The sequence below is a fragment of the bacterium genome (genome assembly GCA_037143175.1).
GTDB lineage: Bacteria > Verrucomicrobiota > Kiritimatiellia > CAIKKV01 > CAITUY01 > JAABPW01.
Map to the genome: position 1 here is coordinate 18,893 of JBAWZF010000017.1, position 22,229 is coordinate 41,121.

The 22,229-nt window shown below is 52.7% G+C and carries 19 protein-coding genes; 9 read left to right on the top strand and 10 right to left on the bottom strand.

Going from position 1 to position 22,229, the window contains the following annotated elements:
- The first annotated feature begins 188 nt into the window (after window positions 1-188).
- A complete protein-coding gene (locus tag WCI03_07520) occupies window positions 189-4,421 on the top strand; it encodes a hypothetical protein (GenBank protein ID MEI8139699.1) in 4,233 nt (1,410 codons plus the stop codon).
- 76 nt (window positions 4,422-4,497) lie between these two features.
- Entirely contained in the window at window positions 4,498-5,163 is a 666-nt protein-coding gene (locus WCI03_07525; protein MEI8139700.1) for a hypothetical protein, read from the top strand.
- A gap of 11 nt (window positions 5,164-5,174) precedes the next feature.
- Here WCI03_07525 and WCI03_07530 read toward each other — a convergent pair whose 3' ends face one another.
- Together WCI03_07530 and WCI03_07535 are read right to left on the bottom strand one after the other, a co-directional pair.
- Window positions 5,175-5,849: a response regulator transcription factor gene (locus tag WCI03_07530; protein MEI8139701.1), complete on the bottom strand. Its 675-nt coding sequence runs from the start codon at window positions 5,847-5,849 to the stop codon at window positions 5,175-5,177.
- A 10-nt stretch (window positions 5,850-5,859) separates the two neighbouring features.
- The gene (locus tag WCI03_07535; GenBank protein MEI8139702.1) at window positions 5,860-6,636 is read right to left on the bottom strand and encodes a sensor histidine kinase; all 777 of its coding nucleotides are present in this window, start codon (window positions 6,634-6,636) and stop codon (window positions 5,860-5,862) included.
- A 212-nt stretch (window positions 6,637-6,848) separates the two neighbouring features.
- Here WCI03_07535 and WCI03_07540 point away from each other — a divergent pair, with 212 nt between their 5' ends.
- From WCI03_07540 to WCI03_07565, 6 genes are all read left to right on the top strand, one after another.
- Window positions 6,849-7,532 (top strand): response regulator transcription factor, encoded by a 684-nt coding sequence (locus tag WCI03_07540; protein MEI8139703.1) that lies wholly within the window; start codon window positions 6,849-6,851, stop codon window positions 7,530-7,532.
- A 158-nt stretch (window positions 7,533-7,690) separates the two neighbouring features.
- On the top strand, window positions 7,691-8,434 hold the full coding sequence (locus WCI03_07545) for a YIP1 family protein (protein ID MEI8139704.1): 744 nt from the start codon (window positions 7,691-7,693) through the stop codon (window positions 8,432-8,434).
- 216 nt (window positions 8,435-8,650) lie between these two features.
- Window positions 8,651-9,967, top strand: a complete 1,317-nt coding sequence (locus WCI03_07550; GenBank protein ID MEI8139705.1) for a TolC family protein — start codon at window positions 8,651-8,653, stop codon at window positions 9,965-9,967.
- Between the two features lie 42 nt (window positions 9,968-10,009).
- The gene (locus WCI03_07555) at window positions 10,010-11,071 is read left to right on the top strand and encodes an efflux RND transporter periplasmic adaptor subunit (protein ID MEI8139706.1); all 1,062 of its coding nucleotides are present in this window, start codon (window positions 10,010-10,012) and stop codon (window positions 11,069-11,071) included.
- 3 nt (window positions 11,072-11,074) lie between these two features.
- Complete coding sequence (locus WCI03_07560; GenBank protein ID MEI8139707.1) at window positions 11,075-14,350, top strand: efflux RND transporter permease subunit; 3,276 nt, start codon at window positions 11,075-11,077, stop codon at window positions 14,348-14,350.
- Window positions 14,347-14,544 carry a DUF2892 domain-containing protein gene (locus WCI03_07565; protein ID MEI8139708.1) on the top strand — a complete coding sequence of 66 codons (198 nt, stop codon included), beginning with the start codon at window positions 14,347-14,349 and terminating at the stop codon, window positions 14,542-14,544. The genes WCI03_07560 and WCI03_07565 overlap by 4 nt, the downstream gene beginning before the upstream one ends.
- Window positions 14,545-14,599: 55 nt before the next feature.
- Here the strand turns inward: WCI03_07565 and WCI03_07570 are convergent, their stop codons facing one another.
- Window positions 14,600-15,526 (bottom strand): hypothetical protein, encoded by a 927-nt coding sequence (locus WCI03_07570; GenBank protein ID MEI8139709.1) that lies wholly within the window; start codon window positions 15,524-15,526, stop codon window positions 14,600-14,602.
- On the bottom strand, window positions 15,523-15,984 hold the full coding sequence (locus WCI03_07575; GenBank protein ID MEI8139710.1) for a DUF116 domain-containing protein: 462 nt from the start codon (window positions 15,982-15,984) through the stop codon (window positions 15,523-15,525). Before WCI03_07575 ends, WCI03_07570 begins: the two co-directional genes overlap by 4 nt.
- A 63-nt stretch (window positions 15,985-16,047) precedes the next feature.
- On the opposite strand from WCI03_07575, the gene ispH reads away from it, so the two are divergent.
- Window positions 16,048-17,007, top strand: coding sequence for a 4-hydroxy-3-methylbut-2-enyl diphosphate reductase (gene ispH, locus WCI03_07580; protein ID MEI8139711.1), 960 nt, complete (start codon window positions 16,048-16,050; stop codon window positions 17,005-17,007).
- Between the two features lie 88 nt (window positions 17,008-17,095).
- Here ispH and WCI03_07585 read toward each other — a convergent pair whose 3' ends face one another.
- The 6 genes from WCI03_07585 to rnpA form a co-directional block, all read right to left on the bottom strand.
- Window positions 17,096-17,983: a hypothetical protein gene (locus WCI03_07585; GenBank protein ID MEI8139712.1), complete on the bottom strand. Its 888-nt coding sequence runs from the start codon at window positions 17,981-17,983 to the stop codon at window positions 17,096-17,098.
- 62 nt (window positions 17,984-18,045) lie between these two features.
- A complete protein-coding gene (locus WCI03_07590) occupies window positions 18,046-19,041 on the bottom strand; it encodes an NAD(P)H-dependent glycerol-3-phosphate dehydrogenase (GenBank protein MEI8139713.1) in 996 nt (331 codons plus the stop codon).
- Window positions 19,038-19,691 (bottom strand): glycerol-3-phosphate 1-O-acyltransferase PlsY, encoded by a 654-nt coding sequence (gene plsY, locus WCI03_07595; GenBank protein MEI8139714.1) that lies wholly within the window; start codon window positions 19,689-19,691, stop codon window positions 19,038-19,040. Before plsY ends, WCI03_07590 begins: the two co-directional genes overlap by 4 nt.
- Before the next feature lie 45 nt (window positions 19,692-19,736).
- The gene (yidC, locus tag WCI03_07600; GenBank protein MEI8139715.1) at window positions 19,737-21,578 is read right to left on the bottom strand and encodes a membrane protein insertase YidC; all 1,842 of its coding nucleotides are present in this window, start codon (window positions 21,576-21,578) and stop codon (window positions 19,737-19,739) included.
- The gene (gene yidD / locus WCI03_07605; protein ID MEI8139716.1) at window positions 21,575-21,811 is read right to left on the bottom strand and encodes a membrane protein insertion efficiency factor YidD; all 237 of its coding nucleotides are present in this window, start codon (window positions 21,809-21,811) and stop codon (window positions 21,575-21,577) included. Before yidD ends, yidC begins: the two co-directional genes overlap by 4 nt.
- Complete coding sequence (rnpA, locus tag WCI03_07610) at window positions 21,811-22,206, bottom strand: ribonuclease P protein component (protein ID MEI8139717.1); 396 nt, start codon at window positions 22,204-22,206, stop codon at window positions 21,811-21,813. The genes yidD and rnpA overlap by 1 nt, the downstream gene beginning before the upstream one ends.
- Between the last annotated feature and the right edge of the window lie 23 nt (window positions 22,207-22,229).

Consider the following 22,229-nt stretch of genomic DNA (forward strand, 5'->3'; position numbering starts at 1 on the left):
TCTCAGTTTGCTTTCAAATGGGTGATCTATTCCTAAAAATAAAGATAATTTGCGTATTGAGCTTGACCTGCTTGCAATTTTGTCCGATATAAACAACATCTGTCCTAAGTATATTATTGGCGAGATTAGTGAACTAATAAAGTCTAGTTTCGGGAGTAGTTGTCAACAAGCAAGCAGGAGGCCGAACCATGAATGCAGAGCGAATCGGAATCGGGTGTTGGATGGTGATGTTGTTGGTGTTAGGTTTGGCCGGCGATGGTCTGGCACAGCAGGCTCAACCCGTAGCTGCCAAGCCTGCCGTTGAAAAGGTGGCCCCCATGGAGGCCGAATGGAGCAATCCGCTACCTCCCGGACGGCTCAGCATGGGGCTACACTTCGGCGACCAGCAGGCCGAAAGTTTTGGTGACATCTTGGTCCCGGTTATCCAGTTCAAGTCAGGGCTCCTGTTTGTTAATCCGCGCGGCAGTTGGAACGATAGTGACGGTCAGGAGTTTAATTTGGGGTTAGGATACCGTCATCTATTCCCGGCGCAGGACATGATTGCGGGTGCAAACCTGTTTTATGACCTTCGGAACACCTCCCTGGATAACACCTTTAATCAGTTTGGTGGCGGGTTGGAATTCCTGAGCACCTGGTTTGATGCTCGCGTCAATGCCTACTTGCCGGAGAATGGAAAGAAGACGGCGAATAAATACACGGTTGCCGCAGGGACAACGCAGGAGCAGGGAAGTTACTGGTATGCGCCAACTGGACAGGAACATTTGATCACGCAGTACGGCTACGACGTCACCACTACGTACGATGTAAAGACGATGCAGCACTACCAGATCGTTGAACAGGCGATGGAGGGCTATGACTTTGAACTGGGCGCCTTGTTGCCGATCCCGGTCGTCAGGAACTATGCGGACATCAAAGTTTTTGGTGGATATTATGATTACAATGCGCACTACGGTGACGATATTTCCGGAGTCAAGGGGCGTATCGAGATCAAGCCACTCCCCTCACTCTATCTGGATGCCGCCTGGTTTGAGGATAAGGCATTACTTGGATCCAGGTATTCCGTAGGCGCCCGTGTCTCGGTTCCGTTCGACTTGGCCAACCTGAGCCGCGGCAAGAATCCGTTTGCCGGCGCGATGGACGGGTTCAAACCCGGCTCCGGAAAACCAGACTTTGCTTCCCGCATGACGGAAATGGTGGTACGCGATCTTCATGTTCGCACAGATATGTCCGAGCCTGAGGAAGTGGTGTCGGATCGCAGGGTTCTGGAAAAGAAACTCACGGGTACCAGTCGTAAGGACTATAATCTGGTTTTGGCTTCCGGTGTGACGTTTGTGGACGACGATAACCGAAGTGGCGTGGAAAACGGCTCGTGGGAAAATCCCTATCGTCAAATCAATACGGGTGTTCAAAGTGCCATTGGCACGATGGTTTATGTGCGGGATGCAGCCCAGCAGTACTATGAGAATGTGGTGCTGCGGGACGGCCTAACGTTGTGGGGCAGTGGCGCCCCGATCTACGGGCAGGGAAACCGGTTCATGGGTGGAATCTATCCGGTAGTGAACGGTCTGGGCCGGGGGCCGGCGATCACGCTGGCCAATGGGGTAACAGTCGCTGGCTTTGAGATCACCCAGCAGATTCCCCCCTATCCTCCCCAGTTCAAAAATCCGTATGCGGGTATGGCTGGCATCTACGGCGAAAATGTGACCGATGTCCACATTCTGCAGAACTACATTCATGGAGCTGAGGGTGGCATTCAGATCAATGCGTATTCCTTGCCTTCCTTCTCAGCCACGATCTCGGATAACCGGATTGAAGATATCTCCTCCCCCGACCGTAAGGGAGCATATGTCGGCGGCGGGATAAATATCAGTCTGAATAGTATTCCCGATGTGGAACTGACTCTTGCCAATAACCATGTCACGCGGTGTGACGGCAATGGTGTTGAAATTTATGCGACTGGCGATGATGGCGGGGTATTCATCTCCCGTATCTCCGGCGACTATTCAGGGAATGGGGCCAGCGGGATACGATTGATGGCGAGTGATTTTGATGCGGCGGTGGCGATGTTTGTGGATACGGCTGCAAACAATAACAGGGGATACGGCATTGATGTCGGGCTCTACGATAATAATATGTCTGCTGCGCTGTTTGCCTCCCACACTGACTTGGATCGGATTGACCAACTTGTGCAAACGGTTGCGGGTGGGTTGGAGCTTGGGGGCTTGGGCGACATGCTGGGCGGGTTGAGTGTGGGCGATTTACTGGGTGTGAAATCTCTCTATCGCAACAGCGGTTCGATGCAGGCCAATGGTAATGGCGCTAGCGGGATTAGTGTGGGGCAGCAATCTTCAGGTGTCAATCTGGCGGCGCTTATAGGCGTGCAGGCTGATGGCAATGGTACCCGGGATGTGAAAGATGTCGGCGGGAGCGGTATTGATGTTTACCAATCGGGCGATCTGGACAATGCGGACCTCTCGATTGCGGCCCTGATTCGTTGTCAGGCTAATGACAATCAGGGTGCGGGTATGATGATTAGTTCTGCAGCTGATAGTCTGGCGTTGAATGTCTTCATGGATGTGACCGCCAATGACAACAGTTATTATGGCATCAGCTCGCGCGTCTATAGTGAGGACGGTTGGGCGGGTACAGTGGTTCTTGCCACGGACCCTCTGATAAGCCTCGTTGAAACGATTTCCGCCAACACGTTACTCTCCGGCTTGGTAAGCCCCATGGATATGAGCTTCATGCCGGCTTATGGGCAGGTGCAGGCGAACCGAAATGGTGGCGATGGAATTTGGGTAGATGCCAGTGGGCATGATGGGGCATTTGGAGTGGTGTTGGATGCGCAGGCCAACGGTAACGGATATTATGACCTGTTCAAGACGTCAAGGATGGGCGCGGGGATTCAGCTCGATGTATCCAGTGAAAACGGTCCGGCAATCGGAGTGGTTGGATCCACCGAGGCGCTTATGGCCCTGGTGGGATCCGTACTTGAGTCGGAAGACATTCCGATAGATCTATCAAAGGTCAAGACACTTGGCCCCTTGCAAGCCAACGATAACGCATTCAATGGTGTCGATGTTAACGCACACAGCGAATTTGGCGATGCCATCGTGGGTATCCTTGGTGTGGAGGCTTTGCGTAATGGGTTCCGGGCCGATAAATTCATTAGTGGGGATGGAGTTTACATCAATGCCGTCTCATCATCGGACGGTGGGGATGCCATGGCCGGGTTGGCTTGGATCAATGCTTCAGACAATGCGGGAACCGGTATTCGTGCCAGTGTGACGGCTAATTCCATCGGCGGTGAAGCCATGCTGGGCGGCATAAACATTATAGCCAATGACAACGGTTATAATGGTTTGGATCTTAATGTGCATAGCCAGGCCCCAGACTCCTCCTACTTGGTTCTGGCGGGAGTTCAGGCCAGCCAAAATATGTTCGGGTCTGGTATTGATGCCCATGTGACTGGCGAAGGCGTCACGATGGCTGCCCTGACAGATATTCATGCGAATGGAAATGGGGCCAATGGCATCGCAGTGGAAGCCGACAGTTTTAATGGAAGTAGCCATGTCTGGATTTCGGAAACAGCGGTTAAGGATATGAGCGACGATGGTGGCGGGTGGGATTTACTCGGCTTGGATATAATTTCTCTGCTACCGGCTGGCGGTATTGATGCCAGCGATAATGGCGAAAACGGGATATACATCAGCGCTAGCAGTTCCGATGATGTGCATGTGAACGTAAAAGATGTCACCGCCTCCGGTAACGAGGGGCATGGCGTTTTGGCGGAATTGAATGCCGGACACGATGTAGATGCCAAGTTTGCCCAGATTACCGCTAACCGCAACAGCAATGGGTTGCGCGTTGAGGCGGCAAGCAGTGGGGTCGGCTATAATGTTAACCTGAAAGTGAATCGGCTGGAGGCGTCTGATAATCATAACAATGGTATCAACGCAATCCTGACTTCGGGTGGTAAGGTGGACGCCACCTTCAAGAAGAATACGGCGAACATTAATGGAGAGAACGGGATCCGGCTTGAGGCCACAAGTAATAGCGGGAATATTGATTCCGAGTTCACGGAAAATGAAACGACTGGAAATGAGGCTGACGGGTTGCATATCAATGCGGCTGCCAGCCAGCAATTGAAATTGTTCGGTGAATGGAACGTGGCAATGGATAATGGAGATGATGGGATAGATGTGAAAACCAGCGCAGCTAGCGGGGCGAGTAATCGAAAGTATGATTTCGGTGGTGGCGTGTTGGGCAGCACAGGCAATAACACCATGGCTGGCAGCGGCGACTATGACCTGGAGAGAAGCGGGGCTGGCACACTCAAAGCCGAGAATAACTATTGGGGCGGCAGTTCGCCGGACTATTCCGGGAACGTCGACGCCGATCCGTACACGCTGGTTCCGTGAGGGTGTGAGCGAGATTGAAAGATAAATAAGGGGATCCATCTTACTGTGGATCCCCTTTCAATTAGGACGTGTGTATATGATGAAGCGAACGTTAATCAGTCTGGTTGTGATGGTTTGTCTTGTACCCCTGTCCCTCCGGGCAGGTCTATTCGGGTGGCTGGGGAAGAAAGACGGCATCGAAACTCCTGAAGCGGTATCCACCAATACAGTCAAACGGCTCCATCTCACGCTTGCGGATAAGGCCGCAGAGAAAGAATTACTCCAGTTGACTGCCGCGAAACGGATTGTGTTTCAGGAGCGGAAGGTGCTGATGCTCTTAATTGATGAAAAACAGGAAGATCTTGAAAATCTGGATGCAGAATTGACGAAAACATTCGGGATCAGGAGAGACCGTAACTACCGCTATGATGCCAAAGCCATGACGATTTATGAGGAAACCAGAAAGGCAGGTATGGTCACTAACGCCACCGGCACGGTTTCTGAACCGACGTTGATTAAGCAGTTGGTGTCAGAGTCGGAATCTCGAAAATTCGCTTCCCTGGCAGCCGCCAAACAAATCACCGGGGAGGATCTGATGGTGCTGGCACGACTGGCTCGTGAAAAAGAGGTTGCTTCTGAGCGTGTTGAGAATGTGATGAAGGAGAAATTCTCCATGTCCCGTGATCGGAATTACTGGTATGAAAACGCGACCATGCGACTCTATGAGCTTGTCGGTCCGTCACCCAAAGGTGTGGTTCAATAAGCGTGAACCCGTTACATTAATTTTTTCTTCCGGGTCAGACTTTCCGTGTATAAGGCGGCAAGTTTGGAGCGGCGCGAGACGTATAATTTTCCCATGATCGAACTGACCCGGTTCCGGATGGTTTTCTCGGCCAAATGAATTTTGCGTCCTATTTCGCCGTTGGTCAGACCCTCTGCCACCAGTCGGGAAATCTCCTTTTCACCTGGTGAGAGATAGTCCATCTCAGGTTCATTCACCTTGAGATTTTGCTTTGAATGGATGGCCGTTAAACGCTTGAGAATGGATTCATCCCAGGTTTTGTGGCCGTTAGCCACTTGGCGAATGGCGTTGAGTAAAGTGGGGATGGTGCAGGATTTCATGAGATATCCATGCGCCTGCCCTTGAATCGCTTCCAGAATAAAATCATCCTCTGTATAACCCGTCAGAACAAGGCACTTGATATGGGGTGCGGTGGCCTTGAGGTGCCGCAGCATATCCAGTCCATTATCATGCTCGAGACAAATATCCAGGAGCACAATGGTGGGTTTCTCCTTCTCAATCATGGCCAGACTTTCTTCGCGACCTGCAGCATCGCCGACAACATGAATGTCGGATTCAGCATTTAAGATGTGGGCCAGGGTTTCCCTGAGCAGGGTATGGTCGTCAACAAGGGCTACTCGAATCGGGGAGGTGTGTTTTTTGGTCATAGGGGCTCGTTTATGGGGAAGTGCTGATTTCTAAAAGGGGAAATTCTGCAATAAATTCAGTGCCTGAGAGGTGTTGAATGGCCGAGAAGGTTCCGGCGAGTTCTTTTGTCAGCGCGAAAATAATGGCCATACCGGTCGTTGGGGGATCGTGAAGTGTGAATCCGGCAGGGAGCCCGGCGCCATCATCAAGGATGCTGATTCGGAGGCGATCTGGGTGGGGACGATGGAGTGACAAGCGGATCGTACCCTGGCGATTTTTGGGGAAGGCATGTTTGATGCAGTTGGTGACGAGTTCATGTACTAACAATCCGTACGTGATGGCCGTACATGATTTTGTGACGGGGCTATCGTTGGAGATTTCCGTAAAATACACGAGATCCGGGCGAAGGGTGGAAATCAAGTCGCTGGCCAGTTCGGAAAGAAACGGATAGAGCAGGGTGCGGTTGTGGGGTTCTGCCAGATGGAGGCGTGCATGAAGTTTTGAAAGCGTCCGTATTCGATTTTCGCTGTCGAATAAATGAGCTTTAGTATCAGGATGCATGCTGCGAGCGGCTTGCAAATGGAGCAATGCTGCCGTGAGGCCCATTTGGTTGGCCACGCGATGATGAACTTCGCGAATAAGAAGATCTTTTTGGCGCAACTGTAACTCGTGAGCCCTTGAATCTTCAAGGGAAGCTCGTTCTCTGTTACGGCGTTTCTGGACGAGAACACCTAAGGCACCTGTAAGCAGAAGGCTCAAGCCAACATGCAACGCAGTATTAACATGCTCCGCAGTGCGGGTCATCATAATAACTTTCCCTGTAAAATTTGCGGCCCCAGGTTCAGTTATTAGGTGCGCCGTGAATATTTAATTATCATGAATTCTCGAAATCGAACAGGGACATATGTCCCTAAAATAAAAGTATTTATGCCCCTGCTTAAATGTTCATAATTAGGATACAAAAGAGCCTTTTGAAAGACTAATGGAGGTACGGCCGTTGTGCCGGCGCAGGAGGTATAATGAGAAAAAAGGAAGATAATTCAGGGAACGGTAAAATCAAGGTGTTCATTGCCGACAGCTATCCAGTGTTTCGGCAAGGCTTGGCGTCTCATTTTGCAATTACGCCAGACCTGGTGGCAGTAGGGCAGTCTGGCACAGGGGAAGAGATGATGGCGGAAATTGCATTGAGCCAGGCGAATGTTCTGTGTCTGGATGCGGGCTTGTCAGGATTGGCAGGGTTTATGTTGCTTAAGCGACTAAAGGAGACCTGCCCGGATCTTTCTGTTTTGCTAATGGCGTCGTCTCAGGAAATTAGATGGTTATTAAAGGGCATTCAGGCGGGGGCCTCGGGAGTGGTAGCGCGGACGGCTTCATTAAAAGAGTTCGAATTGGCGATCAGGCGTGTATATGCCGGGCAGCCCTATATGCCTGAGCCGTTCGCTGAGCAATTGGTGGTACATTTTCAGCGAAATGAGTGTGAGCCATTGGATGAGAGACTTTCGCCCCGTGAATTTGAGGTCATGCAATGGTTGGTCAAGGGTTTGAAACTATCAGAAATAGCCGAAACCCTTGAGGTCAGCCATCAGACCGTCACAACCCATCGTCGCCATATTCTGGAAAAAACCGGTCTCCGTAACACTGCCGAAATCATCCGCTATGGCATTTTGAACGGAGTGGGGGAGCCGAAGGTCAGTGAGCAGTGAGCAGTTGACAGTGAACAGAAAGAGAATCTTCACTGCCCGCTGCCTACTGCCTCCTGCCTACTGCCTACTGTCCGCTCTCTCTTTCCTATTGCCCTACTACGCCAGAGATGGCACCATTACGATTCATTTAGATGATCTTAACAAAACAGGAGATAAACATGGATAATGTTACAGGGATGGACGCTCAGAAGAAATCACCAATGCAGGGGATTATTGATACAGCCAAGCAGGTCATAATGAATCCTGCTGAGTTTTATCGCGGTATGTCCAAAGTGGGTGGATTTGGGGATCCCTTGATTTTTGCGGTTGTTATAGGGGTGGTGACGGGGCTTGTCCAGGCGGTATTGGGTATGTTGCATTTTGGCACTGGTGCGGCAGGCTTCATGGCACTGGGCGCCATTATTATCGTCCCCATTATGGTGGCAATCTTTGGTTTTGTCGGCGCAGCCATTGTCTGGGTGATCTGGAAATTAATGGGATCCAATGAATCCTATGAAACCGCTTATCGGTGTGGAGCTTACGCCTCGGCAATCTCTCCGATTACGGCGGTGGCAAGTCTGATTCCTGTTGTGGGAAGTCTTGTTGGCTTAGGCTGGATGACTTACCTGCTGGTGATGGCCAGCGTGGAAGTTCATAAGATCCCGGCTAAGAAAGCTTGGCTGGTGTTCGGGATCATTGCGGCCGTGTTTGCGTTGATGACACTTGGTGCCCAGGCGGGTGCGCGTAAGGCTCAGCGTAGTATGGCTGATTTTCAGAAGGAAATGGGTGTATCAACTGACAAGGATATGACCCCTGAGCAGGCCGGTAAAGCGGCTGGTAATGCTGCCGCCGCATTTATGAAAGCAATGCAGGAGCAAGCCGCAAAGCAGGCCGCTCAAGAGCAGAAGGCTAAAGAGGAGTAATTGCTTCTCATTTACGCAAGCTAATACCCCTCCCCTGCATCCTTTCCCACAAGGTGAAAGGGAATACGATATGTCTCCTTCCCTCATCCCTTCAAGGGAGAAGGAAGGAGTTTTTCATGCAAAGTTAATCAGGAGAAATAAAATCAAAACAACGCATTGACTTATCGTGATATTAGCATATATTGATTTATATTTTAACAGAGGAGGGCGTCCGAGATGAAGGCGAAGCGAATAATTGTGTTGATCGGTATACTGGTGTGTGCGGCTGCAAAGCAGAATGCCGCGGAACTTGTGCCCGAGATCACGCTGGAGCGTTGCATCCAAACAGCGTTAGCGGCCAGTCCGGATGTCCAGTCGGCGAATGCCCGAGTCTCGGCTGCTATGGCTGCTGTCAATGAGGCTTCTTCGGCGTATTTTCCGCAAGTGGGATTATCAGGTAATTGGACAAGAACCGATAATCCTCCGCAGGCATTCTTCATGTCATTAAATCAGCGCCGTGCTTCACTCCAGAAAGATTTTAACAACCCTGAGGACACTGAAAATGTCCGCGGGAGCGTGGTCGCACAGTGGCGTCTTTTTGATAGCGGACGCCGTGAGGCGGATCGGCGGGCTGCCAAACAGGGATCCAGGGCCTCGGAATATATGCTGGAGTCGGTCCAGAATAACCTCGTGTATCAGATTACCCGGGCATATTACGGGGTTTTGCAGATACGCTCCTTTGTTGATGTACAGGAGGAGGCCGTAAAAACTTTGAATGAAAATCTCCGGGTAGCGACGGCAAGAAATAACGCTGGTAGTGCCATGAAGACAGATGTGCTGAATTTGCAGGTACAACTATCGCAGGCGCGTGAAGAGTTGATCCGGGCGAAAAATGGCTTAAAACTTGGTTTGGCGGCATTAAACAACGCGATCGGACAGACTCTGGTTGGTCCAGCTGATGTGGCAGGTTTGAAAGGGCGCGAAGTCCCCGTTGCATCGACCAATGACTCGAGTGGTGGGGTTGAAGCAAGGCCTGAATTGCGGGCCATGGAGTCCAGGATCCGGGCGGTGGAGGCGATGGTTGCCCGTGCCCAACGTGAATATCTGCCCGTGGTAAATGGGTTTGGATCTGTAGACTGGGACAGCGAGACCCTGAGTGGATTTGAGCAAAGCTACCTCGTAGGGGCGGCAGTCGAACTTAACATTTTTGATGGGCAGCGGAATCGCGCGGGAGTGGCGCGTGCGAAGGCTGCAGCAGCAGAAGTCCGGGCCGAAGCTGAAAAGTTGCGTCAGGCATTGGATCTGGACCTGACGCAGGCACGACTGAATGAACAGGAAGCCCATGAGCGGCTTGACGTTGCCGCTACAAGTCTGACCAGTGCCGAGGAGGCGTTGCGAATTACACAGGAGCGGTACCAGCAGGGAGGGTCTGTCATCACCGAACTGCTGACCGCCCAGATCGGTTTAACATCCACCCGGACCCGACAAGTGGCGGCGCAATATGACTGTCTGATAGCCAGGGCGAATGTTGAGCGGGCAATGGGGCGGAAATAAGGTTCTTTGTTAATAGTTATAAGTTATTGGGAGAGGCGAAAAATGAACAAACTGACAAACGAACGAGTCATTCAAGTGATCAAGGTGGCATGGCGACCGGTGGCGGGTTTGCTTGGATTAGTGGCGCTGGTAGTGTGGTCGGGCGGCTTATTGGAATCTAAAGTTGGCCCAGGCAAGGAAGAATATCAGCCTGGAATAGCTGTGCCGGCGGGCGTAAAGACTATGCCGGTCAAAAACGTGAAGAGTCCTTCCTTGGTCGAGGTGATTGGAACAGCAGTTTCGGAGCAGATGATCAGCTTGAGTGCCCGGATTCCGGCACCGATTGAGACGATGCGGGTTTCAGCGGGGTCTGCAGTGACGAATGGCCAGATTTTGGCCACCCTTGATGACCGTGATATCCGGGAGCAGATGGGTGCGGTGGAGGCGCAGTTCAAGCAGGCGGAATCGGAATATAACCGGGCTAACAAATTGTTTGAAAAGGGTGCTACAACGGATCAAGCCCGCGTTGCCGCATTGTCTGCTTTCGAAACCGCCCAAGCCCGTCTTCAGCAGATTCGCGTCATGCTCAGCTATACCGTTATTGTTTCGCCCATTGACGGAGTGGTGACGGATCGCCGGATGGAGCCCGGGGATCTTGTTGCGCCGGGGCAGGTGTTATTGACGGTATATAATCCCCTTCAAATGCAGCTCAATGTGGCGGTGCCCGGGCGATTATTGAAGAAATTCCCCCTTAATCAAGTGGTCGACGTGCGGTTAGATGGAGTGGAGCCTATTGTTCAAGGGATCGTGAAGGCCATTGTGAGTGAGGTCGATCCCCAGAGTCGTACCCAAATGGCGAAAGTTCGTTTGGCTCAAAAAGGGATAACCATATTGCCGGGGAGTTATGGTCGGATTCAGGTGGCGGACGAGTTACATGATTCGGTATGGATACCGTCTGCCGCGATGTATCGTGTCGGACAGCAGGAACTCGTCCAGGTAGTGATAGAGGGCCGGGCGATTCGTCGTGTGGTGCGGTCCGGTGGAACGCAGGGTGCGCAGGTCGAGATTTTGTCCGGCTTGGCTGATGGAGAGGTCATTTTGCTTGAGCCGGTTAAGGAGGGCTAAACCATGGACGAGAAACTTTCATTTATGGGTCGGGTGGTGGACAACTTCCTGAGGGGTAACCTTGCCGTATTGCTCATGATTATCAGTCTGGTGGCCGGGGCGGTAGCGCTGATCGTTACGCCTCGTGAGGAAGATCCCCAGATTGTCGTACCGCTGGCAGATGTCATGGTTTCCTATCCAGGGGGAACCGCTGAAGAGGTGGAGCGTCTGGTGTCATCACGTCTGGAGAGAATGCTCTATCAGATTGATGGCGTGGAATATGTGTACTCCATGTCGCGGCCAGGGATGGCGGTTGTTACCGTCCGGTTTTTTGTAGGTCAGGATCGGGAGGCCAGCCTGATCAAGCTGTATAACAAAATCTTCCAGAACATCGATAAGACGACACCGGGAATTGCAGGTTGGGTTGTCAAGCCGGTGGAGATTGATGATGTGCCGATTGTCAATGTGGCACTGTATAGTGCGCGCTACGATGAGCATGAACTGTATCGGGTGGCTGAGGAAGCGGCCAGTCGCTTGCAGCATATTGAAAATAGCGCGCGAGTGACGATCCATGGCGGACAGAAACGCCAAATTCAGGTAAGTTTGGATCCTGAGCGGTTAGCCGCCTATCATCTCTCGCTTATGGAGATTGCCGGGGCCTTGAAAGTGGCCAATGTTCAGACAGGGACTGGCGCGTTTCAGAAGGCTGACCGTGAAGTGCTGGTCGAGACAGGGCCTTTTTTAAGCAGTGCGGCCGAGGTGCGTAACCTGATGGTGGGAATGCATGCCGATCGCCCTGTTTATCTGCGTGATGTGGCTCAGGTTACCGATGGCCCGGAAGAGGCAGTAACTTACTCTCGTATTGGCTTTGGCGCAGGTGCAAAGAGACCGCAGACTGCAGACCACAGATCACAAACCTTGGAATCCGGGGCCTCCTCATTCAACAACCAACAACTAATAACCAACAACCTGCTCTCAAGTTACCCGGCGGTGACGATTGCGGTGGCCAAGAAAAAAGGGAGCAATGCGGTTTGGGTGGCGGCAGATGTTGAGAAGCTGCTCGAAGCCATGCGGGGAGAAATTATTCCGGATGAAGTCAATTTCCGCATAACCCGAAATACGGGGGAGACGGCGAATGAGAAGGTGAGCAATCTTCTTGAAAGCCTGGTCATCGCTGTCATCACCGTGATCGGGCTGATTACGTTGGTGATGAACTGGCGGGTGGGGCTAATTGTGGTGATTGCTGTGCCGATCACCTATGCGCTGACCCTGGTGGTTAACTATATGGCCGGTTATACGATCAATCGCGTGACGCTGTTTGCGCTGATCCTGGCCTTGGGGCTATTGGTGGATGATCCGATTGTTGGCGTGGAGAATATTTACCGGCATCTGGCTATGCGCAAACTTCCACGGCTTCAGGCCATCTCGATGGCCATGAATGAAGTGATGCCGCCGGTGGTGTTGGCAACCCTGGCTGTGATCGTGGCGTTTCTGCCGATGTTTTTTATAACCGGCATGATGGGGCCTTATATGCGGCCGATGGCTCTGAATGTGCCACTTGCCATGCTGAGCTCACTGATTGTGGCGGTCGCCATTACGCCCTGGCTTTCGAACAAGATTCTGAAAGTGGAAGGGCATGAGCACGACACTGGGGATGTGCGCGCGACCCTGACCTACAGGTTGTACTCGAAGGTGATGCTGCCGTTGGTTCAGTCCCGCTCGAAGACGTGGGTGCTGGTGGGAATCACGGCTTTTCTATTTGCTGGCTCACTCGTACTGGCGCTGACGGGGCTGGTGCCCCTGAAGATGCTGCCATTCGATAATAAGAATGAATTTCAGATCATGGTGGATATGCCTGAGTCGGCCACCTTGGAGCGAACCGATGCGGTGGTGAGGGAGGTTGAGGATCTGCTTCGTACGGTCACTGAGGTTACGGATTTCACCTCGACCGTCGGAGCGGCGTCACCCATGGATTTTAATGGGTTGGTACGGCACTACTATCTGCGGCAGGGGGCCAATGTGGCGGATATTCGCGTCAGTTTGCTTCCCCGCAAGAAGCGGGAGATGGATAGTCATGCGCTGGTATTGCGACTCCGGAATGATATCGCGGCATTGTCCACCCGGACGGGGGCTAATCTCAAGCTGGTGGAACTTCCGCCCGGTCCGCCGGTGTTGTCCACCTTGGTGGCCGAGGTGTATGGGCGACCGAATCAGACGTATGATGAGTTGATTGCGGCGGGCAAACTGGTGGGAGTTCAGATGCGAAAAGAACCCGGTGTTGTGGATGTGGATGATTCCGTTGAGGCGACCCAGGATAAATTCTTCTTCCGGGTGGACCGCGACAAGGCGGCTCGGAATGGGATCGCCACGGAGGATATTGTGCAAAGTTTACAGATGGCTCTGAGTGGAATGCCGGTGGGTATGCTGCATGTGCCAAGCGAGCAGAATGAATTGTCAATTGTATTGAAACTGCCGCGTGAAAAACGTTCGGATCTATCGCGGTTGGCGGCCCTGACCATCAAGGGGCGCGGGGGAATAGGAGTACAATTGGGCGAACTCGGAGCCTTTGAAACGCGCACAGCTGACAAAACCATTTTTCACAAAAATCAGGAGCGGGTAGTGTTTGTAACCGGAGAAATGGCCGGGCGGGGTCCCGCTTACGCGGTGCTCGCTTTGGAGTCATGGTTTAAAAAGAATCCGCTGCCCGCGGGCATCAGGGTCGATTGGGCTGGGGAAGGCGAATGGAAGATCACGGTGGATGTGTTCCGAGATCTCGGCCTTGCCTTTGCCGCGGCGCTGATCGGGATTTATGTGTTGCTGGCCTATCAGACGGGCTCTTATGTGTTGCCGGGCATTATCATGCTATCCATTCCTTTAACGATGATTGGGATCATGCCCGGTTTCTGGCTGTTGAATGCATTGGGAAATAAGCCGGTGGGAGGTTTTGATAACCCGGTGTTCTTTACTGCCACAGCCATGATCGGGATGATTGCGTTGGCGGGTATTGTGGTGCGTAATGGGATTATCCTGGTGGACTTTATCAAGACGGCGGTGGAACGGGGTGACCCAGTCAAGGATGCCATTCTGGAGTCCGGCGCGGTGCGATTCCGGCCCATAGCCCTGACGGCTGCCGCGGCGTTGCTGGGTGCCTGGCCGATTACATTAGATCCGATTTTCAGCGGCTTGGCCTGGTCGTTGATATTCGGATTATTTGTGTCAACGGTATTTACGCTGATTGTGATTCCACTGGTCTATTTCTGGCTGGTGGGAGAGAAAAAGGCAGGAGGAGAATTAACATGACAACAGAACGAATTGTGAGAATGGTAGCTGGCTTATTTGTGATGGGGAGCCTGGCGCTGGGATACTGGGTACATCCCGGCTGGTACTGCTTCACGGCCTTTGTGGGCTTTAATCTGTTCCAGTCCTCTTTCACGGGGTTTTGCCCCCTGGAACTGATACTCAAGAAGTGCGGAGTGCCCTCGGCGGCCAAGTAAATTTGGCAGTAATAATTGGTAGAGAGTCAGTTCGAAATACAACTTACTTCTATTGTCATTTTGACAGCATAGAAGAGGAGACAAGGCCGGCGGCTTCGCTCGCTGGACAATGGATTTTGAGGCTCATCGTATTGCCGTTACGTGTGATATTGCTGAGCTCTGCCAGTTTTGCCAGGGGGCTATCGGTGTCAGCGAAGCCTGCGGAGACCATCAGTCCGTTCAGGATCTGTTGAATCTGGATGGCGGTTTCAGGTGAGTCGGCATTCAGGAGGATGGCCCCGTCCACAATTCCGGAATTCTCGGAAAGCTGCATGTTGGCACTTTCCGTATTTCGCAAGATCATGGCCTGGGTTGGGGTGGTGCCCGAGTAACCTTTGGTAACAGCCGTGAAGAAACTTCCCGGTTGAACGGCAGGAAAAGGCAGGGAAGTCGTTTTGCTGGCGGCTAGATTCGGCTTTTCGCCATCCAGAACCCAAGCGGAATTCAACAGGGAGAATTCATCGGAAGCCAGGATCAGTTGACGTGAATTATAAAAGCTGGCCCAGAGAGGCTTGCCACTTGTCTTGTCCGCCCAGGTTTGAACCGTTAGGCGCCCATTCTTTTTGGTGCTGTATTTCGGGTAAGTGCTGAACTGTTGGGTAATTTGTTTTGAATTGAGAGAACCGCTGATCAAGGCGACGCCCCGGTTTCCTGTGACCTCATTTCCGAAAAGTGTCAGGGAGGCGATGTCTTTTAAGGGGTCAACGCCCAAAAGATTTTGGTAGTGATTGAGCATGTTTTTGAATCGCTGTGAGTCTCCTTTTCCAGCGGAAAGGATGCGGCAGGTTTGCGATGAGGCAAACTGGTTCATGTCCAGATGCATCACCCATTTGGAGTCGGCAGGAACCTGAGATTTGGAAATGGGGGCGGCGTAGAGCATTCCCGGACAGGATAAGAGGAGCACTGTGGCGAGCCGCTTCAAATAAGATGTTTTGTATGTCATGTTCGTGTCCTTGTCAGACTTTCTATGGCCTTTATTACTTCATTAGGATCAGCAAGAGTGTTTTTGCAGGGGCCTTCGGGTGTCACATTCACTACCCCTAACACGGGTTTGGGGAAGGCGGCAAAGATGCCCTGCACCAGTTCTTTCTCACAGGCCACCGCGACCACGGCCTTGATTCCCGGTTGCCGGGTATGCGCCAATGCCTGACGGCCCCCGCCCACCAGGCAGGCTACCACCCCGAAATCATCACGGATGCCGGTCAGTGCGCCCACACTGCAGCCCCCGCAGCGCTTGCATTCATCAAGACTGTTAACAACATTTTGGGGACATGATTGTCTGTGGAGACAGTGCGGCAAGAGCAGCAGGATTTCTTCAGGTGACACCTTAATCCGGCGCCAGCGCACCAGTCGGTTGTTCCCCTTGATTATCAATTTATTCACAATGGCTTCCAGCTTCATTTCTGATCGGGAATAGTATACTAATTTGTTTTGAATGACTATCGGCAAGGGGAGAGCAACTTAATGACAGATTGTGTAAGGGGTAAAACGGGTGAAAAGGTTCTTGTTCTCATTACTCCTCATGGGTTTTGTGCCGGGGTGGAGCGTGCCGTTGAACTGGCAGAGGGAATGCTGCGAACGTATCCCTCTCCAATCTACTGTTTGAAACAGATTGTTCACAATCGCCAGATCATTGATGACCTTACCGCCAAGGGTATGGTTTTTGTTCAGGAGATACATGATGTCCCTCAGGGGGCGACGATTCTGTTCAGCGCCCATGGGGTTCCGCCCGAAACACGGGTAGTGGCTAAAGCTATGAATCTACGCGTGGTGGATGCCACCTGTCCCTTTGTGTCCAAGGTTCACCATGAGGTAAAGCAATATGCCGCCAAGGGATATACCGTCCTGCTGATTGGTCATCATCGTCATGATGAAATTATTGGGGTCGCCGGAGAGGCTCCCGATCATGTTGTCGTGATCGCCTCAGAAGACGAAGCCAGGGTCGTAACCGTTCCCAATTCTGAAAAGGTGGCGGTGCTCACTCAAACTACCTTGAGTCTGGATGAAGTGGCGCAGGTCATGACGATTTTGCGTGACCGATTCCCTGCGTTGAAAACGCCGCCGGAAAGCGATATTTGCTACGCTACTAGGAATAGGCAGCAGGCGGTCCGGCTTTTTGCCAAGCAGGCTGATGCCATCATTGTGCTGGGTGCAGAGAACAGCTCCAATTCGAACCGGTTGGTTGAAGTTTCTCGCGCGGAGGGGTGTTATGCCGCGCTGGTAAGTTCAATCAAAATGTTGGACGATATTCCTCTCGAGAAAGTCAGCAAATTAGGTATTACGGCGGGTGCCTCCACGCCTGACTATTTTGTGCAGCAGGTTATTTCGCACATGAAAGAGAAGGGGTTCAATACCGTTGGGGAGCAGGTTCTCATCGAAGAGAATATTCACTTTCCCGTGCCGAAGGAATTTAGGAAATCGTGAGCTCTCAAGATCGATGGAGGAAAGTTATGGGTTATTTGTTATTCGGAAACCCAATAACCATTCACCAATAACGGATACCGCTGAAATTTCATTGCTCCATTGCGGGGAGAACGCCCTCATTGACGAGTTCCTCATCCGTTTCGGGGGTGAGCGGAATGGGGAGTGGGGTTTGTCCCGAGCGAATCAATTCTTTCTGATATTCCTGGAGGAGCGAATTGACTTCGTCGGGTGACAATTCTGAATTATCTGCATTATTGAGTAAGCGAAGTAGCGCTTGGGCGGTATCGCTAATGGGGGCTGCTTTACCGGTTGCGTCAGTTTTTTGGCGACCAGCCCGCACCGAAGCAACGGACGTGGCATCAGCGGTTTTGGATTCCTTGGCATGCAGAGCCTCAATCGCCTGGATCTGCTGCAATTCCTTGCGCAGTCGGGCTTCACGGCGGGCGGCATAAGATGAGCGTCCTGCTTTGGCGCGAGTCGCTACTGTCCGGGGTGTTGCGGAAGGGGGGACGACTTGTGGGGATTGAGGCGGTTGATCAGTCCCTACGACTTCGAAGGAATTTGATCCGCCAGACATGGAGACCCAGTAATCCTCGGGATCCCGCCGCAACCGGGCCCGTTCTTTGACATAGTCGGCTTCAACAACTTCGACGCCCTCAACGCTGTCACCCACCCCCAGCATGATGCTCTGTTTTGTTTTTAAATCCACCAGGCCAACGCGGAGCACCCCGTTATAATCCCGGGTTACGGCGGCCATCCGGTATTTCGCTGTAAAGGATTTATCAGGGGAGAGCTTGAGAATATCAACCGGGGGTGGCAGGGATTCAGTACCAAAGGGCTTGCGCTCCAAAATGACGACATAGGGGTCAAAGCTTGGCTGGGGTACTGGAGAAGAGGTTGGCTCGGCCCCGGCACAGAGGCAAGATGCCGCCCAGATCCATAGGCAGCGATGCCGAACTGTATAACCGCTTGTCATGGCCTCTATTATCCTCCAGAAACGCGGGGAAGCAAGAAGAGAGTCGCTCTCTTCCCTCATCCTCACTCCGGTTTTGGATCGCGGCCCAACAGGGATTCGACCGCCGCCTGTGGGGTTTTTCCTTCATGAACCATGGCGTGCACTTCCCGGGCAATGGGGGCCGGGACAGAAAGGCGTTGAGCGAGCGAGCAGGCGGAGGACGAGTTTTCCACGCCTTCGGCAACTTGTTTCATGCCAGACAGAATATCGGTAATCTTCTCGCCTCGGCCCATCCGCTCTCCGACCGAGTAATTACGGCTCAGGCGGCTGGTACAGGTTAGCACCAGATCGCCCATTCCGCTGAGTCCGGCAAACGTATTTGCCTGAGCTCCTAGGGCGACGCCAATACGGGTGATTTCGGCCAGACCGCGGGTGACAAGTGCCGCGCGGGCGTTATGACCAAGCCCCAGCCCATCACAAACTCCGACGCCGACGGCAATGACGTTTTTCAGCGTCCCACCTAATTCCACGCCGATGACATCAGAAGAGGTATAAACCCTGAATTTCTGGCTATTGAAAACAGTCTGGAGGGATTCCGACAAGGCCGGTTCGCGACTGGCAATGACAACGGCGGTTGGTGAGCCAGCGGCCACTTCGGAGGCAAAGCTGGGGCCTGACAATGCGGCTACCGGGCCGGCCTGAAGAATGCCTTCGGCCACTTCGGTCATTCTTCGGTTATCCTTCCCATCAAGGCCTTTGGCAACGCTGATTACACGGGCGGTGGAAGGGATGAGTCCGGTGAATGATGTTAGCACGGTACGGAAATATTTTGTGGGCATGGCCAGCACCACCACGGAAGCTCCGTCAACCGCTTGAGAGCGGTCTGCGGTCAATTTCAGATCCGCAGGTAGACGGACGCCTGGCAGGTAATCCTTATTCTCGCCGCTGGTGCGTACGCGGTCGATGTATTCCGGGAATGGGCCCCAGATGCAAACCGAATGGCCGCTTCGCAATAACGAAAGACCTAAAGCGGTTCCCCACCCCCCGTCTCCGATAATGGCAATCTGTTCTTTGCTCATGATTTCTTTTTCTTAAACTCAAAACGGTTCTCAGTTCCGTTCAGTAGTCTCTGGATATTGCCCTTATGTCGCCAGATAATCAATGCGCCAAGAGCGGTTAAGGCGCACGGGAGTGCCACCCCTTCCGTCCGGTAAAGCCCCCAACCGGCCGCTGGCACCGCCAAGGCGGCGACAATGGAGGCCAATGACATATAACGGAAGGCTACGAGCGTGATGAGCCAGCAAAGGACGCCGATTCCTGTGGCGGCAGGGGCAATGCCGATCAGTGCCCCCGCGCTGGTGGCGACCCCTTTGCCGCCTTTAAATTTAAGATAAACCGGCCAAGTGTGACCCGCGATCGCCATTCCGCCAAACAGGAGCGGAAGCCAGGAAGGAAGCGGCGACTGCGCGCAATGAGCAGCTTGCCAGGGAAACCATAAGGCGGGGATAGCTCCCTTTAGGGCATCCAAAACAAATGTCAGGATTCCGAGGGATTTGCTTACTGACCGGTAAACATTGGTGGCCCCAATGTTTCCGCTTCCGACCTTGCGAATATCAATTCCCCTGGCCTTTGCGATCAGGAACCCATTCGGAATCGCCCCTAGCAGATAGGCCAGCACCCCGAACGCCGCTATAACGATCGCAACATTGCAGTTACATGCATCATTCATCGTGATTGAACTCTCCTGAATTTCCAACTGCCCGCTGCCAGCTGTCTACTGTTTACTGCCTACTGTCTTTTTTGCCCGATGCTGCCACATCAACTGGATAATCATCATCACCTGATTGGCGGTCCAATAAAGAACCAATCCCGAAGGCATGGAGTAGAGGAACATCAACATCATGATGGGCATCATCCACATCATCATTTTCTGCTGCATCGGGTCGCCGGCGGCAGGGGTCAATTTTTGTTGCCAGATTTGTGTCACCGTCATCAGTAAGGGCAGTAGGTTGATCGCGAAGGGAATCCCGCTGATCATCAGGTTTTCTGCCGTACTGAGATCCTGAACCCAAAGGAAATGTGCAAAGCGTAATTCGACGGCACTGCGGAGAACGCTGAACAATGCGAAAAATACCGGGATTTGAACCAGCATCGGCAGGCAGCCGCCCAGAGGGTTGACCTTGTGTGTCTTGTATAAGGCCATGGTCTCAGCATGGAGCGTTTGGGGCTTATCCTTATATTTTACCTGCAACTCCTTGATTTGCGGCTGGAGCTCCTGAAGCCGCTTCATGCTTTCTGTTCCCTTGTGAGTAAGCGGCCAGAAGATAATTCGCACAATCAGGGTGAGGAGAATGATGGCCACGCCATAGTTCGGGATAAGCCAGTAGAGTTTATTCAGACTCCAGAGCAGGACTTCGCAGAACCAGCGGAACATGCCGAACTCCATGACATTCTTCTTGTGCAGGCCCATAGGAGAAATCGAGGAGATCTCTTTGGGTCCGACATAATAACTGTATCCCCGGTTAAAACTTTCGCCGCCGGCGAGAGGCCTCCCCGCAAAATGCACGGCGGATGAAACCTGGCATGGTATGGCCGCGCCTTCCCAAGTGCTCGGATTGTCGGGAGTCTCAAATTTTCCTTTCTCACGTTCCACAATCAGATCACAGCCAATAGAGCCCTCTTTGGGGTGGAGGATTTGAACAAAGAATTTATTTTTCACCGCCACCCAGGTCATATCGCTGGTGATGTGCTCACGAATGGAGAGGGGTAGCATTTTGGACATGGCAGGACGACCCACGCAACCCTTGCCCCGACGTGGAGCTTCCTCAAAGTAGTCCACCAGCGTCAGCTCATCGGAAAACCAGGCCTTGCTAGACCAATGGCGAACGTTGTCCCCCGGGGTGGAGTAAAGGGTGTCAATTCCCAGGAAATTCATACCTGTCATTTTGGTTTCGCCGGGTAACATGCCCATACCGCCCATGGACAGGCTGTGCGCGGGAAGGCTGAGCGCTTCGCGACTGGCGTTTGCAAACTCATCCGTCACCTTGACCTCATAACGGGCCCCGAGTTGGATGAATCGAGTCAGTCGCATTCCGGCGGGCGTGGTGGCCTCCAGGCGTGCGGCTGAGCCATTGGAAAGCACGGTGACTGTAAAGTCACAGGTTTCGTCCAGACCAGTAAGCCCGTGGTAGGTCAGGGCGGGTGTCTTTTCGAAATCCAGGATAACTGGCGATTTGTTGTCTTTGCTGATCGCAAAGGCCGGTAATTCGACGTTTTTGACACAAGCTCCGTAGGAAGAGAGGGTCATCCGGATCAACCCGTTTGTCAGCTCAACAAACGTTTCGGGTTCGCGGGGTGTGGATATCCCCTGTCGAATCTCCGCTTCGACGAGTGCGGGGGGGGTTGAAGGCGTGACTTCGGTAGCGTTGCCAGTTATGGCTGGGGCGGCTATAGGGGTGGACACGCCATTAACTGACTGCGTGGATCCTGAAACAGGGGCAGTGATTAATTTTGTGGGCGGGGCGGGGAATAGCTTTTGATAAACCGGCCCCCAAGCCAGCATCAATATAAAGAGCCCCACCAAAATCAATGTATCTTTAGTTAAAAACTTTTTCATATCGATTTACCTCTAGTGTCAGAGCCTGGTACCGGATCTAAGCCGCCCGGATGCCATGGATGACATTTTAATACCCGTTTAAGTCCCAATCCAAACCCGCGCCACGCGCCATGTGTCCGGATTGCTTCGATTCCGTATTCCGAGCAGGAAGGATGGAATCGGCACTGTCCCCCCAGCACCGCAGCCAGCGTATGCTGATAGACGCGGATCAGGATAATAAACAGCTTCCCGATCATGTCAATATTCCCGCCCGTTTTGCCAGCCACATCAAGTCGATGTTAATGTCTTCCCATTTCGCGGTGAGGATATTCCGGCGTGCCACCAGCACCACATCCACATTGCCATGGAAGCGATGCCGGTTGAGGCGCCAGGCTTCGCGTAATCGACGGCGTGCGCGGTTGCGCTGCACGGCTTTTCCAACGGCGCGGCTGCTGGAGACCACGCCCAGACGCAACGAAGCATCGGGCGCTTTGTGGAGCCATAACACCATGGTGCGTGCCGCCCAGGATTTCCCTTGAGCGTAAGTCTCCTGAAAATCCGCGTTGGATCTCAAGCGTTGATGCCGCCTCAAGCGCCGATCCGGTTCCTGCGGAACCGGGCCTTGAGCTATATCTGCTGGTAGCACCATAAATAACCAGCCATTTCCAAGCG